Origin of the sequence: Streptomyces changanensis (assembly GCF_024600715.1) — a bacterium.
Lineage (GTDB): Bacteria > Actinomycetota > Actinomycetes > Streptomycetales > Streptomycetaceae > Streptomyces > Streptomyces changanensis.
In genome coordinates, this window is sequence record NZ_CP102332.1 from 393,785 (window position 1) to 414,574 (window position 20,790).

Sequence of the window (20,790 nt, forward strand, 5' to 3'; positions counted from 1 at the left end):
CGCGGTCCCCCGGCGCGGCGGCGCCCGCGCGCTGTGCCATACTCGGCGGCGCTCAGATGCGGGTACGGCTCTCGGGGGATCATGAACGGCATAGTCCTGGACACCCCCTACCTGGACACCGACGCCGACCAGCTGTCCTTCGCCCTCGGGCTCCCCTCCCGTGGGGCGCTGGCCGAGCGCACCGTCACCGTCGCCGGGGTCGAGGTGCACCTGCGCCTCCTCGGGGCCTCGCACCAGGTGTTCGCGGGCCCGGTCCGCGAGACCGTCGCCTGCCTGCCCGGCTCCGCGCCCCGGGGGCTGCCCGAGAGCGCGGCGCGGGACTTCGACGGCCGGCGCTACTCCTTCGGCGCCCGCACACAAACCCTCGACGCCGCCGCGTTCGGCGCCGAGGTGGCGCGGATACGGGATCGGGCGGACGCCCACCCGAGGGCCCTGTACGGATTGTTCCCCGGCTCCGTCGACGCGGTCACCGCGCTGACCGTCGACGCCGACGACACCGGGCTGAGCTGGCGCACCTGGCACACGTACCCGGGGAGCCGCCGGATCGTGGCGACCCGCTCCCGGCTGGAGGCACGATGAGGACCGCCCGACGCGTCTGCGCGCTGCTGCTGGTCGCGGCCGCCCTCGGTGGGTGCGGCGGCGACCCCGACCGCGACGACGACGGCAACTCCGTCCCGTCCGCCTGGATCAGCCGACAGTACCGCGCCCTCGGCGCCGACCGCCTCGACCCGCGGGACGCGCCGGCGGCGGTGGCCCGGGAGATCGACGGCCACGCCGGGGCCACCTCCCGGTTCGACTCGGGCGACCGCGTCTTCCTGCGCTACCGCGACGACATCGTCGCCATCAGCCCGCACCGCACCGGCAGCCGGATCGAGGTCACGGACTACCGGACCGGCTACCGCCGCTGGAAGTCGCACCTGCGGTCGGTGTGGCCGGACCCGGACGGCGCCGGCTTCCGCGGTGGCGGGCCCGGCGCCGGCAAGTGACCCGCGCTCCCGCCGCGCACCCGTGACCCCCGACGACGTCCCCGAAAGGCAACCCCCGTGGCAGAGATCCTCGAGTCGGCCGGCACGGCCGTGCTGTACGGCCTGGTCGGCTTCGCCGTGATGGTGGCCGGTTTCGTCGCGCTCGACTGGGTGACCCCCGGCAAGCTCTTCCACGTGGTGTGGACCGAGCGCAACCGCGGCGCCGCGGTGCTCCTCGCCGGCCAGACCGTCGCCGTCGGCCTCGTCATCGAGCAGTCGATCCGGGCCAGCGAGTCGGAACTCGGTCTCGGCCTGGGGCTGCTCAGCACCCTGCTGTACGGGCTCGCCGGGGTCGTCGTCATGACGCTGGTCTCGCTGGTGGTCGGCACCCTGACGCCCGGCAGGCTCGGCGCCGCCGTCCTCGACGATCAGGGCGACCGCCCGCACCCCGCCGCCTGGGTCCAGGCGGCCCTGTACCTCGGTACGGCCTTCATGGTCGGCGCCGCGGTCTCCTGACCTCCCCGCCATGAGCACCACCACCACCGCCCCGGCCCCTTCCCCCTCCCCCACCGCCCCGCCACCGTCCCACCCGCGGGGCACCCGCGTGCTGCTGCTCCTCGCGGTGTTCGTCTGCGCCGCCTGCGGACTGGTCTACGAGCTGGCGCTGACCGCCCTCGGCAGCTACCTCATCGGCAACTCCGTGATGCAGACCTCCGTGGTCATCTCCGTCATGGTCTTCGCGATGGGCGTCGGCTCGCTGGCCGCCAAACCGCTCCAGCGGCGCGCCGTCGGCGCGTTCGCCCTGGTGGAGCTGGTGTTGGGGCTCGTCGGCGGCCTCTCCGTCCTCCTGCTGTACGTGGCGTTCTCCTGGCTGCGGATCTACATGCCGGCCATGGTCGTGGCGTCGTTCGTCGTCGGCCTGCTGATCGGCGCGGAGATACCGCTGCTGATGACGCTCCTCCAGCGGATCCGGCGGCAGGAGGCCGGCAGCGCCGTGGCCGACCTGTTCGCCGCGGACTACGTCGGCGCCCTCGTCGGCGGCCTGTGCTTCCCGCTGCTGCTCCTGCCCGCCTTCGGGCAGCTGAAGGGCGCCCTGGTGGTCGGCGCGGTGAACGCCGTCGCCGGGGGCGGGGTCGTCCTGTGGATCTTCCGGCGGGAGACCCGCCGCGCCGTGCGGGCGGGGCTGCTCGCGGGGGTGGGCGCCGTGCTCGCCGTGCTGGGGACGGTGTACGTCCTCGCCGACGACATCGAGGTCACCGCGCGGCAGCGGCTGTACCGCGACCCGATCGTGCACGCCGAGACGACGCCGTACCAGGACGTCGTCGTCACCCGGTCGACGGCGTTCACCGGGGCGCCGGACACGCGGCTGTTCCTCAACGGCGACCTGCAGTTCTCGTCCGTCGACGAGTACCGGTACCACGAGGCGCTGGTCCACCCCGCCCTGTCCGGGAAGCGCGCGTCCGTGCTGGTGCTGGGCGGCGGCGACGCCCTGGCGCTGCGGGAGGTGCTGCGCTACGGCGACGTCCGGGAGGTGACGCTCGTCGACCTCGACCCGGCCGTGACCCGGCTGGCCCGCACCTTCACACCGCTTGTCGACCTGAACGGTCGGGCCCTGGAGGACCCGCGGGTGACGGTCGTCAACGCCGACGCGTTCACCTGGCTGCGTGACGCCGGCCGGCGCTACGACGCGGTGGTCGTCGACTTCCCCGACCCGGACACGGCCGCGCTGGCGAAGCTGTACAGCGTGGAGTTCTACCACCTGCTCGGCCGGGTCCTGGAGCCCGAGGGACGGGTCGTGGTGCAGGCCGGGTCGCCCTTCTTCGCGCCCCGGACGTACTGGTCGGTCGCCGCGACGATCCGGGAGGCCGGGTACGCGACCACCGCGTACCAGGTGGACGTGCCGAGCTTCGGCAACTGGGGCTTCGTCCTCGCCACCCCGGGGGCGGACGGGCCGCCGCCGACGCCGCGCCTCGCCCGGGACGCGCCGCCGCTGCGCTTCCTGGACGGCGCGGTGCTGGAGGCGGCCACGGTCTTCCCGCGCGACCGCCGCCCCCTGGACGTCCGGGCCAGCACCCTCTTGGACCCGGTGGTGCTGGAGTACGCGCGGCACGAGTGGCAGAACTACTGAGGGCCGCGTCCTCCTCTCGGTACTGTGCGGGTACGTCTCGTGAGGAGTAGCCGTGAGGATGCTGATCAACGTGCCCGAGACCGTCGTCGCCGACGCCCTGCGGGGCTTCGCGGCGGCGCATCCGGAACTCACCGTCGACGTCGAGAACAGGGTGGTGGTCCGCCGGGACGCGCCGGTCGCCGGGAAGGTCGCCCTGGTGTCGGGCGGCGGGTCGGGGCACGAACCGCTGCACGCCGGGTTCGTCGGCCCGGGGATGCTCTCCGCGGCGTGCCCGGGCGAGGTGTTCACGTCGCCGGTGCCCGACCAGATGGTCCGGGCCGCGGCCGCGGTGGACAGCGGCGCCGGCGTGCTGTTCGTGGTGAAGAACTACACGGGTGACGTGCTGAACTTCGACATGGCGGCGGAGCTCGCCGAGGACGAGGGCGTGCAGGTCGCCCGGGTTCTCGTCGACGACGACGTGGCCGTCTCCGACAGCCTGTACACGGCCGGGCGGCGCGGTACGGGGGCGACCCTGTTCGTGGAGAAGATCGCCGGCGCCGCCGCCGAGGAGGGCGCGCCGCTGGAGCGGGTCGAGTCGATCGCGCGCCGGGTGAACGCCGCGTCCCGCAGCTTCGGGGTGGCGCTGAGCGCGTGCAGCACGCCCGCGAAGGGCGGCCCCACCTTCGACCTGCCGCCCGGCGAGCTGGAGCTGGGCGTCGGCATCCACGGCGAACCGGGGCGCGAGCGGCGCCCGATGATGACGTCGCGGGAGATCGCCGACGTGGCGGTGGACGTCGTGCTGGACGACCTGCGGCCCTCGGGTCCGGTGCTGTTGCTGGTCAACGGCATGGGCGGGACGCCGCTGCTGGAGCTGTACGGGTTCGGCGCCGAGGTGCACCGGGTGCTGGGCGAGCGCGGGGTGCCGGTGGCCCGCACGCTCGTCGGCAGCTACGTGACGTCGTTGGACATGGCCGGTGCCTCGGTGACGCTGTGCCGGGCGGACGAGGAGCTGCTGCGGCTGTGGGACGCGCCGGTGCGGACACCGGCGCTGCGGTGGGGGTGGTGAGCGCGGTGCTGGACTCCGGGACGTTCCTGCGGTGGATGGCCGCGATGGCGGCGGCCGTGGACCGGGACGCCGACCTCCTCACGGAGCTGGACTCCGCGATCGGCGACGCCGACCACGGGGCCAACCTGCGGCGCGGCTTCACGGCGGTGGCGGCCGCGCTGGAGGAGGAGCCGCCGCGGGCGCCCGGCGCGGTCCTGGTGCTGGCCGGCCGGCGGCTGATCTCCACGGTGGGCGGGGCGTCGGGGCCGCTGTACGGCACGCTGCTGCGGAGCGCCGGCAAGGCCCTGGGCGACGAGCCCGAGGTGGCGCCCGCGCGACTGGCGGAGGCGCTGGACGCCGGTGTCGCGGCGGTGGCCCGGCTCGGCGGGGCGCGGGCCGGGGACAAGACGATGCTGGACGCGCTGCAGCCGGCCGTGGCCGCGCTCGGCCAGGACCGGCCGGACGCCGTCGCGGCGGCCGCGCGGGCCGCCGCGGAGGGCGCGGCGGCGACCGGGCCGATGCGCGCCCGCAAGGGACGGGCCAGTTACCTCGGCGAGCGGTCGGTGGGACACCGGGACCCGGGCGCCACGTCGGCCGCGCTGCTCTTCGCGGCACTCGCCGACGCCACGGGGGAGGCGGCGTGAGCGGGGCGGGGGCGCCCGTGGGTGTCGTGCTCGTCTCGCACAGCGCCCCGGTCGCGGAGGCCGTAGCCGCGCTCGCCCGGGGACTGGCCGGGGGCGCCGGCGGGGTACCGGTGGCGGCGGCCGGCGGCGGGCCGGACGGCGGGCTCGGTACGAGCGCCGAGCTGGTCGCGCGGGCGGCCGCGGAGGTCGACGGCGGCGCCGGCGTCGCGGTCCTGGTGGACCTGGGCAGCGCCGTCCTGACGGTGAAGGCGCTGCTGGAGGAGGAGGGGGAACTGCCGGCGGGGACGAGGCTGGTGGACGCGCCGTTCGTGGAGGGCGCGGTGGCGGCCGTCGTCACCGCGGCGGCGGGCGGCGACCTCGACGCGGTGGAGACGGCGGCCTCGGAGGCGTACGGCTACCGCAAGCGGTAGGGCGTGGCGGGTGCCCGCGAGCGCCTGCCCGTGCGGCGAGGCCCCCCGTGCGCGCGGTTGTGATGTACCTGGTCAACGCACTAGTGTCGCAGGGCCTTGGTGTACGGGAAGCCGGTGTGGAACCGGCGCGGCCCTCGCCACTGTGATCGGGAAGTCCGGCCCCACCCCCCGCGCAAGCGGGGAAGCCACTGGACCGCCGCGGGAGACCGCGGCGTCCGGGAAGGCGGGGTCGAGGCGGTAGTACCCGTCAGCCAGGAGACCGGCCAGGGCGCGTTGTCCATCCACGAGGTGCTGGAGAGGGTCTCCCCCACATGCATATAGCCGAAGGGTTCCTACCCCGGGAACACGCGGTCGCCTGGACACTGGCGGCCGCTCCGTTCGTCGTCCACGGCGTCCGGGCGCTGACCCGGGAGGTCAGGGCCAACCCCGAGTCGACGCTGCTGCTCGGCGCCTCCGGGGCGTTCACGTTCGTCCTGTCCGCGTTGAAGATCCCGTCGGTGACGGGCAGCTGCAGCCACCCCACCGGTACCGGGCTCGGCGCCATCCTGTTCCGGCCGCCCATCATGGCCGTGCTCGGCACGATCACCCTGCTGTTCCAGGCGCTGCTGCTGGCGCACGGCGGTCTGACGACGCTCGGCGCGAACGCCTTCTCGATGGCGGTCGTGGGACCGTGGGCCGGGTACGGGCTGTACCGGCTGCTGCGCCGCACGGGAGCGCCCCTGATGGTGGCCGTCTTCTTCGGCGCGTTCGCGGCGGACCTGTCCACGTACTGCGTGACGAGCGTGCAGCTGGCGCTCGCGTTCCCCGACCCGGGCAGCGGCTTCACGGGCGCGCTCGCCAAGTTCGGCGGGATCTTCGCGGTGACGCAGCTCCCCCTGGCGGTGAGCGAGGGCCTGCTGACGGTGCTGGTGATGCGGCTGCTGCGGCAGTCGAGCGGGGGCGAGCTGGCCCGGCTCGGCGTGCTCCCGGCGTCGGGCGCGGCGAAGGAGGCGGCGGTCCGATGAGCCGGAACGCGAGGATCAACACCCTGCTGCTGCTCGTCGTGGTGGCGCTGGCGGTGCTGCCGCTGGCGCTCGGCCTGGGCGATCACAAAGAGGAGCCGTTCACGGGCGCGGACGCGCAGGCGGAGGTGGCGATCACCGAGAACGCCCCCGACTACGAGCCGTGGTTCAGCCCGCTGTACGAGCCGCCGTCGGGTGAGGTGGAGTCGGCGCTGTTCTCCCTGCAGGCCGCGCTGGGCGCCGGAGTGCTGGCGTACTACTTCGGGCTGCGCCGCGGGCGCCGCCAGGGTGAGGAGCGGGCCGGGGCCGGCGGGGCGGCCGAGCCGCCCGCGGCGTCCGGGGAGTAGCGGGGGTGCTGCCCATCGACGTGGCGGCGCACGGCAGCCGCTGGCGCCGCCGCCACCCGGGCGAGAAGGCCGTGCTCGGTCTCGGCCTGACGGTCTGTGCGGTGTCCCTGCCGCCGTGGCCGGGCGCGGCACTGGTGGCGGTGGTCGCCGTCGTGGTGCTGCTGGGGCCGGCCGGGGTGGCTCCGCGGCAGCTGTGGCGGGCGTGGCGGGTGCCGCTCGGCTTCTGCGTCACGGGCGCGGTGCCGCTGCTGTTCCAAGTGGGCGGCCCGGCGGGCTGGGTGGCGCCCGCGCCCGGTGGGGCCGTGCAGGCCGGGGAGTTGCTGCTGCGGTCGTCGGCGGCGTCGCTGGGGGTGCTGCTCTTCGCCTTCACGACGCCCGTGTCGGACGTGCTGCCCCGGCTGGTGCGGGCGGGCGTGCCCGCGCCGGTGGTGGACGTGGCGCTGGTGATGTACCGCATCGGCTTCCTGCTGCTGGACGCGGTGGCGCGGATCCGGCAGGCGCAGGCCGCGCGGCTGGGGACGACCAGCCGGGCCGCGGCGTGGCGCTCGGCGGCCGGGCTCGGGGCCACCGCGTTCGTCCGCGCCTTCGACCGGGCGACACGGCTGCAGAGCGGTCTCGCCGGCCGCGGTTACGACGGGACGCTGCGGGTGCTGGTGCCCGCGGCGCGACTGGACCGCCGCTTCCTGGCGGCGACGGCGGTGTTGCTGGCGGCGCTGGTCGCGGCCGCCCTCGGACTCGAACGGGTGGTGTGATGACCGGGTCGCCGGTGGTGGAGCTGGTGGGGGCGGGGTTCGCCTACGAGGGCGGACCCGCCGTGCTGAGCGGGGTCGACTTCGCCGTGCCGGAGGGGCGGTCCCTGGCGGTCCTGGGCCGCAACGGCGGCGGCAAGACGACGCTGCTGCGGCTGCTGAGCGGCGGTCTGCGGTGCGCGAGCGGGCGGCTGCGCCTGGCCGGCGAGGACGTGACGTACGACCGCAGAGGCCTGACCCGGCTGCGGACGGCGGTGCAGCTGGTGGTGCAGGACCCGGACGACCAGCTCTTCGCCGCGTCGGTCGGGCAGGACGTGTCGTTCGGCCCGATGAACCTGGGCCTGCCGGAGGAGGAGGTCCGCGCCCGGGTCCGCGAGGCGCTGGAGGCCCTGGACATCGTGGCGCTGGAGGACCGGCCGACGCACCTGCTGTCGTACGGGCAGCGGAAGCGCGCGGCGATCGCGGGGGCCGTCGCGATGCGGCCCCGGGTCCTCATCCTCGACGAGCCGACGGCCGGGCTCGACCCGCACGGGCAGGAGCGGCTGCTGGCGGTGCTGGAGGGGTTGCGGGTGTCGGGGACGACCGTGGTGATGGCCACGCACGACGTGGACCTGGCGCTGCGGTGGGCGGACGACGCGGCGGTGCTCACACCGGACGGGGTGCGCACGGGCCCGGTGGAGGAGCTGCTGGCGGACGGGGAACTGCTGGACGCGGCACGGCTGCGGCGGCCGTGGGCGATGGCGGTGGCGCGGCTGCTGCGGGCGCACGGGTTGCCGGACCCGGGGGCCGGGACCCCGCCGGGCGGCGGGAAGGCGACGCCGTGGGGGACGGTGCCGTGCACGCCGGAGGGGCTGGACGCCTGGGGGGCGGACCTCGCTCAGCGCGGCTGACGGCGGCGGGGAGTGCGGGCGCACCCGGCGTACGTAGCGCACCTCACGCCCCGACCGTTGTGCAACTTGTTGCATAAAGGGGGCGCGGTCGTCTACAACAGGGGCGATGACACCGCGCGCGAGGAGGCGCCCCTCATGACCCCGACCCCGACCCCGTCCCGGTACCCGCACCTGCTGCGCCCCCTGGACCTGGGCTTCACCACCCTGCCGAACCGGGTGCTCATGGGGTCGATGCACGTCGGCCTGGAGGAGGCGGAGAACGGTTTCGAGCGGATGGCCGCCTTCTACGCGGCCCGCGCCCGCGGCGGGGCCGCCCTCATCGTGACGGGCGGCATCGCCCCGAACGAGGCGGGCCGGCCCTACGACGGCGGCGCCAAGCTGACCTCCGCGCAGGAGGCGGAGCAGCACCGCGTCGTGACGGACGCGGTACACGCGGCCGGCGGCAGGATCGCGATGCAGATCCTCCACTTCGGCCGCTACGCCTACCACCCGCGGCTGGTGGCGCCGAGCGCCCTCCAGGCGCCGATCAGCCCCTTCGTCCCGCACGCCCTGACGGACGCCGAGGTCGAGCAGACCGTCGAGGACTACGTGCGGGCGGCGGAGCTGGCGAAGTCGGCCGGCTACGACGGCGTCGAGATCATGGGCTCGGAGGGGTACCTCATCAACGAGTTCATCGCCGCGGCGACCAATCACCGCGAGGACCGGTGGGGCGGCTCGTACGAGAACCGGGTGCGCTTCCCGCTGGAGATCGTCCGCCGCACCCGCGAGCGGGTGGGCGAGGACTTCATCCTCGTCTACCGGCTGTCGATGCTCGACCTGGTGCCCGGCGGGTCGTCGCTGGACGAGGTGGTCGCGCTGGCGAAGGAGATCGAGGCCGCGGGCGCGACGATCATCAACACCGGCATCGGCTGGCACGAGGCGCGCATCCCCACGATCGCCACGTCCGTGCCGCGCGCCGCGTACACCTGGGTCACGAAGCGGCTGATGGGGGCGGTCTCCGTGCCCCTGGTCACGAGCAACCGCATCAACACGCCGGAGGTGGCCGAGGAGGTCCTCGCCGACGGCCGCGCCGACATGGTGTCCCTCGCCCGCCCCTTCCTCGCCGATCCGGAGTTCGTGGCGAAGGCCCGCGCGGGACGGCCCGAGACGATCAACACCTGCATCGGCTGCAACCAGGCGTGCCTGGACCACACCTTCAGCGGGAAGATCACCTCCTGCCTCGTCAACCCGCGCGCCTGTCACGAGACCGAGCTGGTGCTCTCCCCCACTCGGCTGCGCCGGCGCGTCGCCGTCGTCGGGGCGGGCCCGGCCGGCCTCGCCTGTGCGGTGTCGGCGGCCGAGCGCGGCCACGAGGTCGTCCTCTACGACGCCGCCGACGAGGTCGGCGGCCAGCTGAACGTCGCCCGGCGGGTGCCCGGCAAGGAGGAGTTCGACGAGACCCTGCGCTACTTCCGCACCCAGCTGGACCTGCGGGGCGTGGAGGTGCGCCTGGGCACCCGCGTCTCGGCGGACATGCTGGACGGGTACGACGAGGTGGTCGTCGCGACCGGTGTCACCCCCCGCGTCCCGGACTTCGACGGCGTCGACCACCCGAGCGTCGTCGGCTACCTGGACGTGCTGCGGGGCGACGCGACGGTCGGCGAGCGCGTCGCGATCCTCGGCGCCGGCGGCATCGGCTTCGACGTCGCCGAGTACCTCACGGACGGCGGCGAGGGCGCGAGCCGCGACGCCGAGACGTACTTCCGCCAGTGGGGCGTCGACACCTCCTACGCCGAGCGCGGCGGCCTGCGCGCCCCCGAGCGGCCGCGGGCCCCCCGGCAGGTGACCCTGCTCCAGCGCAAGACCACCAAGGTGGGCGCGGGGCTCGGCAAGACGACCGGCTGGATCCACCGCACGGAGCTCAGGCACCGGGGGGTGGAGACGGTCGCCGGGGCGTCGTACGAGCGCGTCGACGACGAGGGCCTGCACATCACGGTCGACGGCGAGGCCCGCACCCTGCCGGTCGACACCGTCGTGCTGTGCACCGGCCAGGAGCCGCGCCGCGACCTCTACGAGGAGCTGACGGCCGCGGGGATCCGCGCCCACCTCATCGGCGGCGCCGACGTCGCGTCGGAGCTGGACGCCAAGCGGGCGATCGACCAGGGCACCCGCCTGGCGGCGACCCTGTAGGCACCGCCGCCCGGGCGGCCCGGCGGCCGGACACCCCGCCGCCCGGGTGGGCGGGCGGCACGGCGGCCGGACGCTACCGCCCGGGTGGTCCGATGGCCGGACGCGGCGGGGCCGGGCGCCCCGCCGGCGAGGCGTCCGGTCGCGGCGGTCGCCGTGCCCGCCGGCCCGGGCGGCCGGGTCCCTAGGATGCGGGCATGTCACTCCCGCACGCGATCCTCACCGCTCTGCTCGAGAAGCCGTCCTCGGGTCTCGAACTGACCCGCCGCTTCGACCGGTCCATCGGCTACTTCTGGTCGGCGACCCATCAGCAGATCTACCGCGAGCTGGGAAAACTGGAGCAGGCCGGTCACATCCGCGCCCTGTCGGCCACGGCGCCGGCGCGCGGGCAGCGCAAGGAGTACGAGGTGCTGCCCGCCGGCCGGGCCGAACTGGCCGACTGGACCCGGCGCGTCGAGGACCCGAAGCCCATCCGCAGCGCCCTGCTGCTGCGACTGCGCGCCGCGGCGGTGGTCGGCACCGAGGGGATGGCCGACGAGCTGCGCCGCCACCTTCGGCTACACCGGACGCAGCTGGACGAGTACCTGGCCATGGAGCGGCGCCAGTTCCCTCCGGAACGCGACACGGAAGCGGACCGGCTGCGCCACCTCGTCCTGCGCGGCGGCATCGAACTGGAGCGCTTCTGGGTGGCCTGGCTGACGGAGGCGCTGGCGGGCGTGGCGGACCTCGGAGCCGCGGCGGACGCCACGGACACGACAGACACCAGGGGCACGGCGGACCCGACGAACACGGCGGACACGGGGGGCTCGGAGCGCGCGGGGGGCGCGGGACGTCGAGGGGGCGCGGGGAACTGAGCGGTTCCGGCCCGGTCACCCACCGCGCCCTGACGGACCGTGGATACTGGTCGCTCCCGGATCTCCGACGCGAAGGGGCTGACATGTCGGACGAGTTGGGCAGCGGTCACCGGACGGCGCGCGGCACACGGCACGCGGTGGTGATCGGCGGCAGCGTCGCCGGGCTCCTGGCGGCCAGAGCGCTCGCCGACCACGCCGAGAAGGTCACCGTCGTGGAGCGCGACCGTTTCCCGGCGGAGGCCGAACCGCGGCCGGGGGTGCCCCAGGGCCGGCACCTGCACGTGCTCCTGGAGGGGGGCCGACGGGCGATCGAGCGGCTCCTGCCGGGCGTCGTGGACGAGCTCGCCGCGGCCGGCGCGCCCCGCGTGGGCATGCCCTCGGACATGGTCCAGTGGCAGGCGGGCCGGTGGTACCGGCGCACGCCCGCGACCGTGCACATCCTCAGCGCGTCACGGCCGCTGCTGGAGCACGTGGTCCGGCGGCGCGTACTGGCCGACCCGAGGATCACCGCCGTGGAGGGCGCAGAGGTGGTCGGCCTCGCCGGGGACGCCACCCGGGTGCGCGGCGTCCTCGTGCGCGAGCGGGGCACGGGCCGCGACGCGGAGCCCCGGACGATCGCCGCCGACCTGGTCGTGGACGCGTCCGGGCGGGGTTCGCGGGCACCCCGGTGGCTGGCCGCGCTCGGCGCGGAGCCACCCGGCGAGGAGGTACTGGACACGGGACTGGCGTACGCGACCCGGTTCTACCGCAACGAGCGGCACAGCGCCGACATGGACGCGCTGGGCTTCAACATCATCCCCAATCCGCGGCAGACGTACGGCGGGGTGGCCCTGCCGGTCGAGGGCGGTCGCTTCGTCGTCACGCTGTCCGGCCTGCGGGGCCAGGAGCCGCCGACGGACGGCGCGGCCTTCGAGGAGTTCGCGGGCCGGCTGCCCCATCCGCTGGTGCGCGACTGGCTGGCCAAGGCGGAACCGGTGTCCGCGGCGCACGGGTTCCGCGGGACCGCCAACGTCCGGCGCCGCTACGACCGGCCCGGGCGCCGACCGGCGGGCTTCCTCGCCGTGGGCGACGCCCTGTGCACCTTCAACCCGGTCTACGGTCAGGGAATGGCGGTCGCGGCGCTGGCGGCGGTGGCCCTGCGCGACGCGCTGGCGGACCGCCGCCGCACGCCGACGACACTGCGCGTGCAGCGGGCGCTGTTCGCGGCGTCCCGGCAGGCGTGGGACATCTCCGCGGGCGGGGACAGGAGGATGCCGGGTGTCACCGGGGGGACGGGCGCCGCCGGGCCGCTGGGCCGGGCCGCCGACTGGTACATGGGCCGGGTGGTGGAGCGGGCGCCGCGCGTCCCGGAGGTGGGACGGGCCTTCCGGTCGGTGGTGACGCTGACCGATCCGGCGACGGTGCTGTTCACCCCGTCCGTGGCGCGGGCGGTGCTCTTCGGGGCGGCGCCGCGCGGCCCGGAGCAGCCGCCCCTGTGGCGGGACCCGGGCGACCGCTGACCGGGGCCGGGGCGCCGACCGCCGACCCGGTCAGGGGCGCATGACGACCTTGCTGACGCCGTCCTCCTTGCGCTGGAACATGCGGTACGCGTGCGGCGCGTCGGAGAGCGGCAGGTGGTGGGTGGCGAAGGTGTCCACGCCGAGCGGGTCGTCGTCGGTGAGCAACGGCAGGATGTCGTCCACCCAGCGGCGGACGTTGGCCTGGCCCATGCGCAGCTGGACCTGCTTGTCGAAGAGGGTCAGCAGCGGCAGCGGGTCGGCGGCGCCACCGTAGACGCCGCTCAGCGAGATGGTGCCGCCGCGGCGCACGAGCTCGATGGCCAGGTACAGCGCCGCCAGCCGGTCGGAGCCGGCCTTCTGGTGGAGGCGGGCCGCCCAGGCGCGCGGCAGCAGACCGGCCACCTGCTGCTGGGCCTTGGCGACCGGGCTGCCGTGGGCCTCGGTGCCGACGGCGTCGACGACGGCGTCGGGGCCCCGGCCGCCGGTGAGGTCCCGCACGGCCGCGACCAGTTCGTCCTGGTCGTCGAAGGCGGTGAGGTCCAGGGTGTCCACGCCGCGCGCCCGGGCCCTGCCGATCCGCTCGGGGACGAGGTCGATGCCGATGACCCGGTCGACGCCCTGGTGGAGGGCGATGCGGCAGCACATCTCGCCGATCGGGCCGAGCCCGAGGACGGCGAGGGAGCCGCCGGGCGGCACGTCGGCGTACCGGACGGCCTGCCAGGCGGTCGGCAGCACGTCGGAGAGGTAGAGGTAGCGGTCGTCGGACGGGCCCTCCGGCACCTTGATCGGGCCGAACTGGGCCTGCGGGACGCGCAGGTACTCGGCCTGGGCGCCGGGGACGGAGCCGTAGAGCCGGGAGTAGCCGAACAGCGCGGCGCCCATGCCCTCCCCGGTCACCTGGGTCGTCTCGCACTGGGTGGGCAGGCCGCGCACGCACATCCAGCAGCTGCCGCAGGCGATCTGGAACGGCACCACGACGCGGTCGCCGGGCCGGAGGTCCGGCACGTCGGGGCCGACCTCCTCGACGATGCCGATGGGTTCGTGGCCGAGGACGTCACCGGGCGTCATGAACGGGCCGAACACCTCGTACAGGTGGAGGTCGGAGCCGCACAGTCCGGTGGAGGTGACACGGATGACGGCGTCCGTGGGCTGCTCGATGCGCGGATCGGGGACGTCCTCGACCCGGACGTCGCGCTTTCCCTGCCAGGTCACGGCCCTCATGGCGCCGTCCTCCCTCCGTCGGGTCTCCCTGCTGCATGCGCTGGCCCGGGTACCCGGGCGGTTCTCCGCGAATCCGTTTCGGCCAGAGTTCGGGCGGAGTGCCGGGGAATGCCAGGACTCCCCTTCCCCATAGGTTTAGACCAATGATAGGGATGAGCTCACCGACACGGCTCATTCAGCTACGCTGAGCGAAATTTGAGGGTTGAACATGGCTGAACCCCACGCCTCCGCGGCGCTTCCGCTCTACCTCCAGGTCGCGGCGGCTCTCCGCGACGATCTCACCGGGCGCCGCGTCGCCCCCGGCTCCCGACTGCCGTCGGAGCGCTCCCTGGTGGACCGCTTCCAGGTCAACCGCCAGACCGTGCGCAGCGCGCTGCGGCTGCTGCGGGACGAAGGGCTCGTGGTCACCGACCGGCGCGGCACCTACGCGGCGGCCTCGGACGCGGCAGGCGGCGGCCCCGGCCCCGTCCTGGCACCCGGGCTGCTGGAGTTCCCCAGCGGCCGGAGCGGCCGCGACCGTCCCGCCGAGGCGGCACTGACCTGGGAGGCGCCCCCCGCGGAGACCGCGGGGCTGCTCGGGCTGCTGCCCGGCGAGTCCTCCCTGGTGCACCGGCAGCGGGTGTTCGGCGCCGACGGCTCCGTCGAACGGCACGCCGTCTCGCGCTTCTCCCGGTACGCGCTGGCGGAGGTGCCCGAACTCGGGCGCTACCGGCGGTCGGAGGCGCGGGTGGGGCGCCGTCCGGACCTCCGGCTGCTGTACCACTGGATGCACCGGGCCGGACTGCGGCTCACCCGCCGCGAGTCGATCGGCGTGCGGGCGCCCGCGGCGACGGCGTGCCTGACGGTCCACCGGGAGGTGCACGACCAGCACGGCCACGTGCTGGAGGTGACCGACATCCGGTTCGCACCCGAATCGGCGCCGCTGACGTACGAGTTCACGGGCTGACGCCCGCCGCCCCCGGCCACCCGCCGGCCCGGCCACGGCCCCGGGGCGGACGCGGTCCCGGGGACCGTCAGGATCCCGGAGGCGGTCACGGTCCCGGGGGCGGTCACGGGGCGAGGGGGAGGCCGGCCGCGCGTGCGGCGTCACCCAGGACGTCGGTCAGCATGTCCGGCGTGAGCACTCCGGTGAAGGTGTTGCGCTGGCTGACGTGGTAGCAGCCGAACACCTCCAGGTCCGGCCCGCCGTCCCGGGCCGGCAACCGCGCTCGGGCGCCGTGCGCGAAGCGCGGCCTCGGGCGCGGCACCACCCAGCCGCCCGCCGCGAGCGCAGGGAACACCGCCTGCCAGCCGAACGCCCCCAGCACGACGAGGGCCCGCACGGTGGGGCGCAGCAGCTCCAGCTCCCGGGCGAGCCACGGGCGGCAGGTGTCGCGCTCGCCGGGCGTGGGCCGGTTCGCGGGCGGCGCGCAGTGGACGGGCGCGGTCACCCGCACGCCCGTCAGGCGCAGCCCGTCACCGCGGTGCGTCGCCTCCGCCTGACTGGCGAGGCCGAGGCGGTGCAGCGCGGCGTACAGCACGTCGCCCGAGCGGTCGCCGGTGAACATGCGTCCCGTGCGGTTGCCGCCGTGCGCGGCCGGGGCGAGGCCGACGACCAGCAGCGCGGCGTCGTCGGGGCCGTACCCCGGGACGGGGCGGGCCCAGTACTCCCACCCCGCGTAGGCGGGGCGCCCCTCCCTGCCCACCTGTTCGCGCCATGCGACCAGTCGCGGGCAGGCCCGGCACCGCGCCACCTCCGCGTCGAGGACGTCCAGCGATACGGCCGCGCGCCCCGCACGGCCGGGGAACGCGGGATCGTCGGTGCCGGAAAGCCTCCCAGGGTCGGAGACACCGCCGGTGGCCGGGGGGCCGCCGGGGCCGGTGGGTTCGCGAGGGCCGTCCGTGGGAGTGTCGCAGCCTTCGGGGTGGTCGTGTCGCATACCGGACGACGGTAACGCGGCACGGCGGGGAGCGGCGGGCAGACTGGCGCCATGGTCGTGAAGCGCAGCGCGGGTCTGCTGGTGTTCCGTACGTCCGGCGGCCGCCTGGAGGTGCTGCTCGCCCACATGGGCGGCCCCTACTGGGCGGCGCGGGAGGCGGGGGCCTGGACGGTTCCCAAGGGCGAGTACGGGGACGACGAGACGGCGCAGGCCGCGGCGCGCCGGGAGTTCGCCGAGGAGTTGGGCCTCCCCGCGCCGGACGGGCCGCCGGTGCCGCTCGGGGAGGCGCGCCAGGCCGGCGGCAAGGTCGTCACGGTGTGGGCCGTCGAGGGGGACCTGGACCCGGAGCTGGTGGTGCCGGGGACGTTCACCATGGAGTGGCCGCGCGGGTCGGGTGAGACGCGCGCGTTCCCGGAGGTCGACCGGGTCGCCTGGTGCACCCCCGAGGAGGCGGCCGAGCGACTGGTGGCGGGTCAGCGGGTGTTCGTGGAGCGGCTGTCGGCGCACCTGCGTGGGCGCGACGCGGGATGACTGTCAGTGCCGTGCGGGACAGTGGGGGGCAGGGACCCGTCGACAGGGAGCGAGAGATGACCACCAGCCTCACGATGCGGGAGCGTGCCGCGGCGCAGGCCTACCTCCGTCTGGTGGAGACGGCGCGGGCGGTGCTGGCGGACCCGGGCCTCGCGCCCCTGGCCGGGGTGTACCTGTCCTCGCCCATGGCGGAGGCCGACGAGGCGCTGCGCCGGGCGGGCCTGGCGGGCAACGAGGCGCGGCTGCTGAGCCTCGCGGCGGCCCTGCGCGGCTCGGACGCGGCACCGGAGCCGTCGCGGGACGGCGCCGGGCACGGCGCGGGACACCGTCTGGACGGCCCCTGACGGTCCGGGCGGCACCGCCGGGGCCGTACGAACCACGCCGGCCCGTACGAACCACGCCGGCCGCACGGGCCGCCGGACCGTCCGCCCCGCGGGGCGCCCGCCCGCCGCGCCCGCCCGCCGCGCGGGCCGCCGGGCACGGCCACGGGCGGCGGCCGGCGCCACCGGCTGCCCGGCACCGACTACGGCCGTCGGCCGAGCAGTTCGGCGAGGCCGCGGCGGGTGGCGGCCAGGACCACCCGGTCCTCGGGGCGCAGTACGTAGCCGGGGTGCAGGTCCCACACGAGGCCGGCCCGCCGGTCGCTGTCGTCGGCGTCCAGAGCCGTCAGGTCGGGGCGGCGCTCGCCCGGCGCAGTGGGGTCCAGGGCGATGACGCGCCAGGCGCCCGGGCGGAACGCCTCGGCGACGGTGCGGCCGGCCAGTTCCGGGTGGCGCGCCGCGACCACGGCGGCGAAGAGCAGGACGCGCCGCTCCACCGGTATGGCGCCGAGGATCTGTCGGCCCATCATGGCTCCGGCGAAGGCGGGGGCCGCCAGGTGGGAGACGCTGCGGCTGCGGGTGAGGGCCTCGGGGTGGGCGGCGCGCAGGGTGCGGTAGACGGCGGTGGCGATGTCGTCGTCGTACAGGCGCAGCACCACCCGCAGGTCGGGTCGGACGGACCGGGCGTACAGCACGGCCTCCAGATTGGTGACGTCCACGCTCGTCAGGGCGAGCAGCGAGCGCGCCCGGTGGATGCGGGCGGACTCCAGGACGCCGTCCTCGGTGACGTCGCCGAGCACGACCGGCACGCGCAACCGCCGGGCCGTGGCGATGCCGCGGGCCTCCGGGTCGGACTCGACGCAGACGACGGGGATGCCGAGCTCCCGCAGCCTGGTCAGCACGCGGGTGCCGACCTTGCCGAGGCCGAGCAGCACGACGTGGCCCGAGAGACCGCGCGGCGGACGGCGCAGCGAGGTGGCGGTGCGGAAGGTGCCCAGCGCCTCCAGGAGCGCGGCGACGAGGATCGGCAGCAGGAGCAGTCCGACGAACCCGGCGAGCATCTGCAGGACCTGCCGCTCGGCGGGGGCCTCCAGTGCGGGGTCGCCGATGGCGAAGATGTCCAGCATCGTCAGGTAGGCGGCGTGCAGCGGGTGGTCGTCGGTGGTGAGCCAGGTCGCCACGGCGATGGCGGCGACGGCGCAGAAGAGGCCGGCGAGCGACCAGCGCAGACGGCGCGAGAAGAGCGAGCCGAACGGGACGGACGAGGTGGGCAGCCGGGTCGCGGGGAGGGTCGGTCCGGCGTACGTGATCGCCTCCAGGACCACGCTGCCGCGCCCGGTGGCGGTGGCGGCCGCGCGGTCGTCGGGGAGGAGGCGGGGGCCCTGGTCGCCGCTGCTGTCGGCGCCCTCGCTGCCCGCCGGGTCGCTGGCCGTGGAGGAGAGCAGGGCGAGGGTGCACAGGCCGGGGTCGGCTACCTCGCCGGGGGCGGGCGGGGTGCGTTCGACGGCGCGCAGCAGCAGCCCGCCGGCGTGGACGATCTTGCTGGTGCCGGCGACGGCGGTGGCGGCCAGGGCGGGGGCCGCGGTGTCCGCGTCCGACAGGACGGTGGTGGAGGCGTCCAGCACCTCCGCGTCGATGTCCGGGACGGCGACGGCCGCGGCCTGGTCGAGGAGCTGCTCCAGGTGCTGGCCGAGTCTGCGGTTGTACATGCGGATGACCAGGCGCAGCCGGGGGTTGAGGCGGCGGGCCAGGAGCGCGGTGCGGATGTTGGTCTCGTCGTCCTCGTGGACCAGGGCGAGCGCGGCGGCGTGCTCGACGCCCACCGCGACGAGCGCCGCCTCGTCCGTCTCCCGGACGTGGACGACCTCGACCGCCCGCCGGAGCCCCCGGCCGCCGAGCGTGTCGTACGGGGAGGCGGACGGTCCCGGGGCCGGCGCCGTCCTGCTGCCGCCGCGCCCGGTCTGGCCCGTGCGGGGGTCGATCGCGCCGGGGGGTCGGGTCATCGCCGCGGAGACCCGGCCGAACAGGGCGAAGGGACCGCGGCCCGTGCCGCCGTCGGGGTGCCGCGGGGCCGCCTCGCGACGGCCGGCCACGACGAGGGTCACCCGCTCGCGGTAGACGTCGTTCAGCTCGTCGGCGAGGCGGTCGGCGAGCGCGTCGTCGCCGCAGACGACCATGTGGCCGCGGTCGGCGGGGTCCGGGATCTGAGGGGGTATCGGAAACACGGTCCCAGCATGGCGCCGCCCCTGTGGGCCCTGTCCACGGGGTGCCGCCGGAGGTGACGGTGATCACTGCGGGCGGGGTGTGGCCGACGAGGGACGGGGCCCCGCCGGGTCTCCCTGGGGCCGTGCGTCGACCGGATGGATCACCCGGCCGGAACCGGACGGTGGAATCGGGCGATCTCCGCCATGTCGTGACGTTCGTGGCATACGATCGCCGCCGGCGGCTCCCCCACGCGTCCGCCGCCCATGCCGCCCCTGGAGGTCAACCGTGTCGACGACTGCCGGCCGCAAGAGCCCCCGCTTCCGCGCCGCCCTCGCCGCCGTCCCGGCGGCGCTGCTGTTCACCGCCGGCTGTTCGTCCGACGGCGAGGGGCCCGGCGAGGCCGCGGGCGGCGTCCCCGTGGTGGAGAAGGGCAGGCTGACCACCTGCACGCACCTGCCGTACCCGCCGTTCCAGTTCGAACGGGGCGGGAAGGTCGTCGGGTTCGACGTGGCGCTGGTCGACCTGGTGGCGGAGGACCTCGGCGTCGAGCAGAAGATCCTGGACACGCCGTTCGAGAACTTCAAGACGGGGGCGTTTTTGAACTCCGGCGAGTGCGACCTGGCGGCCGCCGGCATGACCATCACCGACGAGCGCGAGAAGAACGTCGACTTCTCCGTACCGTACTTCGACGCCACCCAGGCCGTCCTGGCGTCGAAGCGGAGCGGTGTGCGGACGCTCGCGGAGATCAAGGCGCGCAAGCTGCGGCTGGGCGCGCAGGCCGAGACGACCGGCGAGAGCTACGCCAAGAGCCAGGGATTCGATCCGGTCGCCTTCGAGAGTTCGGACGCCGTCCTCAACGGGCTGCGGACCGGGCAGGTCGACGCGGTCGTCATCGACTACCCCGTCGTGCAGGGGTGGCTGAAGGACAAGGCGAACGCCGCCGCGTTCGTCCTCGGCGAGAACGTCGACACCGGCGAGCGGTACGGGTTCTCGGTGAAGAAGGGCAACGACCGGCTGCGCGCCGCGATCGACAAGGCGATCACCGACGCGAAGGCCGACGGCACGTACGACAAGCTGTACGAGGAGTGGATCGGCCCGCTGCCCGAGGCGCGCCGGTGACCTCCCGGCTGACCAGGCGCCAGCGGCGCCGGGTGTCGCAGGGCCTGCAGTACGCGCTCTTCGTCGCCGTCGTCGTGGCCGTCGCCCTGAAGGCCGACTGGGGGCGGCTGCAGAACCAGTTCGCGCAGGAGGACCTGGCGCGGCAGCTGTTCCCCGAGATCATCACCACGGCGCTGCGCAACACGGTCGTCTACACGGTCTCCGGGTTCGTCTTCGGCCTGGTGCTGGGGCTGCTGGTGGCGTTGATGCGGCTGTCGTCGGTCGCTCCGTACCGGTGGCTGGCCACGGTGTACATCGAGCTCTTCCGCGGCCTGCCGGCGCTGCTGATCTTCATCTTCGTCGGGGTCGCCGTGCCGCTGGCGTTCCCCGGCACGGCGATCCCCGGCGGGACGTACGGCAAGGTCGCCCTGGGGCTGGGGCTGGTCGCCGCCGCGTACATGGCGGAGACGATCCGCGCGGGCATCCAGGCGGTGCCCCGGGGGCAGATGGAGGCCGCGCGGTCGCTCGGCTTCTCCCACGCGCGGGCGATGGTGTCGGTGATCATCCCGCAGGCGTTCCGCATCGTGATCCCCCCGCTGACGAACGAGCTGGTGCTGCTCTTCAAGGACTCGTCCCTGGTGCTGTTCCTCGGGGTCACCCTGACGGAGCGGGAGCTGACCAAGTTCGGGCGGGACCTGGCCAGCCAGACGGCGAACTCCACGCCGATCCTCGTCGCGGGCCTGTGCTACCTGCTCGTGACGGTTCCGCTGAGCCTCGTGGTGCGCCGCCTCGAGGCGCGTACCAGGAAGGCCGGGTGAC

Annotated in this window: 21 protein-coding genes, 1 pseudogene and 1 riboswitch; of the genes and pseudogenes, 19 read left to right on the forward strand and 3 right to left on the reverse strand. The window is 75.3% G+C overall.

Annotated elements, in window-relative coordinates; translation table 11 throughout:
- Nucleotides 1-81 precede the first annotated feature (81 nt).
- The 14 genes and pseudogenes from NRO40_RS01675 to NRO40_RS01740 all read left to right on the forward strand — a co-directional run bounded on the left by NRO40_RS01675 (nt 82) and on the right by NRO40_RS01740 (nt 12,677).
- On the forward strand, nt 82-579 hold the full coding sequence (locus NRO40_RS01675) for a DUF2617 family protein (protein ID WP_058941884.1): 498 nt from the start codon (nt 82-84) through the stop codon (nt 577-579).
- Nucleotides 576-986: a DUF4247 domain-containing protein gene (locus NRO40_RS01680; RefSeq protein ID WP_058941885.1), complete on the forward strand. Its 411-nt coding sequence runs from the start codon at nt 576-578 to the stop codon at nt 984-986. The genes NRO40_RS01675 and NRO40_RS01680 overlap by 4 nt, the downstream gene beginning before the upstream one ends.
- Nucleotides 987-1,043: 57 nt before the next feature.
- Nucleotides 1,044-1,481, forward strand: a complete 438-nt coding sequence (locus tag NRO40_RS01685; RefSeq protein ID WP_058941886.1) for a DUF350 domain-containing protein — start codon at nt 1,044-1,046, stop codon at nt 1,479-1,481.
- Nucleotides 1,482-1,491: 10 nt separating this feature from the next.
- Nucleotides 1,492-3,093: a polyamine aminopropyltransferase gene (locus tag NRO40_RS01690; RefSeq protein ID WP_058941887.1), complete on the forward strand. Its 1,602-nt coding sequence runs from the start codon at nt 1,492-1,494 to the stop codon at nt 3,091-3,093.
- A 52-nt stretch (nt 3,094-3,145) separates the two neighbouring features.
- Nucleotides 3,146-4,138, forward strand: a complete 993-nt coding sequence (gene dhaK, locus NRO40_RS01695; protein ID WP_058941888.1) for a dihydroxyacetone kinase subunit DhaK — start codon at nt 3,146-3,148, stop codon at nt 4,136-4,138.
- Nucleotides 4,139-4,143: 5 nt separating this feature from the next.
- Nucleotides 4,144-4,761: a dihydroxyacetone kinase subunit DhaL gene (gene dhaL, locus NRO40_RS01700; protein WP_058941935.1), complete on the forward strand. Its 618-nt coding sequence runs from the start codon at nt 4,144-4,146 to the stop codon at nt 4,759-4,761.
- Nucleotides 4,758-5,171 carry a PTS-dependent dihydroxyacetone kinase phosphotransferase subunit DhaM gene (locus tag NRO40_RS01705; RefSeq protein ID WP_058941889.1) on the forward strand — a complete coding sequence of 138 codons (414 nt, stop codon included), beginning with the start codon at nt 4,758-4,760 and terminating at the stop codon, nt 5,169-5,171. The genes dhaL and NRO40_RS01705 overlap by 4 nt, the downstream gene beginning before the upstream one ends.
- 80 nt (nt 5,172-5,251) lie before the next feature.
- A riboswitch (cobalamin riboswitch) is annotated at nt 5,252-5,453 on the forward strand.
- Between the two features lie 29 nt (nt 5,454-5,482).
- Nucleotides 5,483-6,175: an energy-coupling factor ABC transporter permease gene (locus NRO40_RS01710; RefSeq protein ID WP_058941890.1), complete on the forward strand. Its 693-nt coding sequence runs from the start codon at nt 5,483-5,485 to the stop codon at nt 6,173-6,175.
- Entirely contained in the window at nt 6,172-6,519 is a 348-nt protein-coding gene (locus tag NRO40_RS01715; protein ID WP_058941891.1) for an energy-coupling factor ABC transporter substrate-binding protein, read from the forward strand. The genes NRO40_RS01710 and NRO40_RS01715 overlap by 4 nt, the downstream gene beginning before the upstream one ends.
- Nucleotides 6,520-6,524: 5 nt before the next feature.
- Nucleotides 6,525-7,271, forward strand: a complete 747-nt coding sequence (gene cbiQ, locus NRO40_RS01720; RefSeq protein ID WP_058941892.1) for a cobalt ECF transporter T component CbiQ — start codon at nt 6,525-6,527, stop codon at nt 7,269-7,271.
- Nucleotides 7,271-8,158, forward strand: a complete 888-nt coding sequence (locus NRO40_RS01725; protein ID WP_058941893.1) for an energy-coupling factor ABC transporter ATP-binding protein — start codon at nt 7,271-7,273, stop codon at nt 8,156-8,158. Before cbiQ ends, NRO40_RS01725 begins: the two co-directional genes overlap by 1 nt.
- 135 nt (nt 8,159-8,293) lie before the next feature.
- On the forward strand, nt 8,294-10,327 hold the full coding sequence (locus tag NRO40_RS01730) for an oxidoreductase (protein WP_058941894.1): 2,034 nt from the start codon (nt 8,294-8,296) through the stop codon (nt 10,325-10,327).
- Between the two features lie 194 nt (nt 10,328-10,521).
- Nucleotides 10,522-11,037 (forward strand): annotated as a pseudogene (locus NRO40_RS01735) (PadR family transcriptional regulator); the annotation flags it as partial.
- Between the two features lie 224 nt (nt 11,038-11,261).
- The gene (locus NRO40_RS01740) at nt 11,262-12,677 is read left to right on the forward strand and encodes an NAD(P)/FAD-dependent oxidoreductase (RefSeq protein WP_058941895.1); all 1,416 of its coding nucleotides are present in this window, start codon (nt 11,262-11,264) and stop codon (nt 12,675-12,677) included.
- 30 nt (nt 12,678-12,707) lie between these two features.
- Here NRO40_RS01740 and NRO40_RS01745 read toward each other — a convergent pair whose 3' ends face one another.
- Nucleotides 12,708-13,898, reverse strand: a complete 1,191-nt coding sequence (locus NRO40_RS01745) for a zinc-dependent alcohol dehydrogenase (RefSeq protein WP_058941896.1) — start codon at nt 13,896-13,898, stop codon at nt 12,708-12,710.
- A 208-nt stretch (nt 13,899-14,106) separates the two neighbouring features.
- Between NRO40_RS01745 and NRO40_RS01750 the strand changes: the two genes are divergently transcribed.
- Nucleotides 14,107-14,844: a GntR family transcriptional regulator gene (locus tag NRO40_RS01750; protein ID WP_058941897.1), complete on the forward strand. Its 738-nt coding sequence runs from the start codon at nt 14,107-14,109 to the stop codon at nt 14,842-14,844.
- Between the two features lie 103 nt (nt 14,845-14,947).
- On the opposite strand, the gene NRO40_RS01755 is transcribed toward NRO40_RS01750, so the two are convergent.
- Nucleotides 14,948-15,817 carry a uracil-DNA glycosylase gene (locus tag NRO40_RS01755; RefSeq protein ID WP_079047012.1) on the reverse strand — a complete coding sequence of 290 codons (870 nt, stop codon included), beginning with the start codon at nt 15,815-15,817 and terminating at the stop codon, nt 14,948-14,950.
- Nucleotides 15,818-15,868: 51 nt separating this feature from the next.
- Between NRO40_RS01755 and NRO40_RS01760 the strand changes: the two genes are divergently transcribed.
- Nucleotides 15,869-16,348 (forward strand): NUDIX domain-containing protein, encoded by a 480-nt coding sequence (locus tag NRO40_RS01760; protein WP_058941898.1) that lies wholly within the window; start codon nt 15,869-15,871, stop codon nt 16,346-16,348.
- A gap of 56 nt (nt 16,349-16,404) precedes the next feature.
- Nucleotides 16,405-16,692 (forward strand): hypothetical protein, encoded by a 288-nt coding sequence (locus tag NRO40_RS01765; RefSeq protein ID WP_232791046.1) that lies wholly within the window; start codon nt 16,405-16,407, stop codon nt 16,690-16,692.
- 179 nt (nt 16,693-16,871) lie between these two features.
- Here the strand turns inward: NRO40_RS01765 and NRO40_RS01770 are convergent, their stop codons facing one another.
- Nucleotides 16,872-18,845, reverse strand: a complete 1,974-nt coding sequence (locus NRO40_RS01770; protein WP_058941899.1) for an NAD-binding protein — start codon at nt 18,843-18,845, stop codon at nt 16,872-16,874.
- Between the two features lie 313 nt (nt 18,846-19,158).
- Here NRO40_RS01770 and NRO40_RS01775 point away from each other — a divergent pair, with 313 nt between their 5' ends.
- Both NRO40_RS01775 and NRO40_RS01780 read left to right on the forward strand, forming a co-directional pair.
- Nucleotides 19,159-19,992, forward strand: coding sequence for an ABC transporter substrate-binding protein (locus NRO40_RS01775; protein WP_257375313.1), 834 nt, complete (start codon nt 19,159-19,161; stop codon nt 19,990-19,992).
- Nucleotides 19,959-20,789 carry an amino acid ABC transporter permease gene (locus NRO40_RS01780; protein WP_198549317.1) on the forward strand — a complete coding sequence of 277 codons (831 nt, stop codon included), beginning with the start codon at nt 19,959-19,961 and terminating at the stop codon, nt 20,787-20,789. The genes NRO40_RS01775 and NRO40_RS01780 overlap by 34 nt, the downstream gene beginning before the upstream one ends.
- The last annotated feature ends 1 nt before the right edge of the window (nt 20,790 follow it).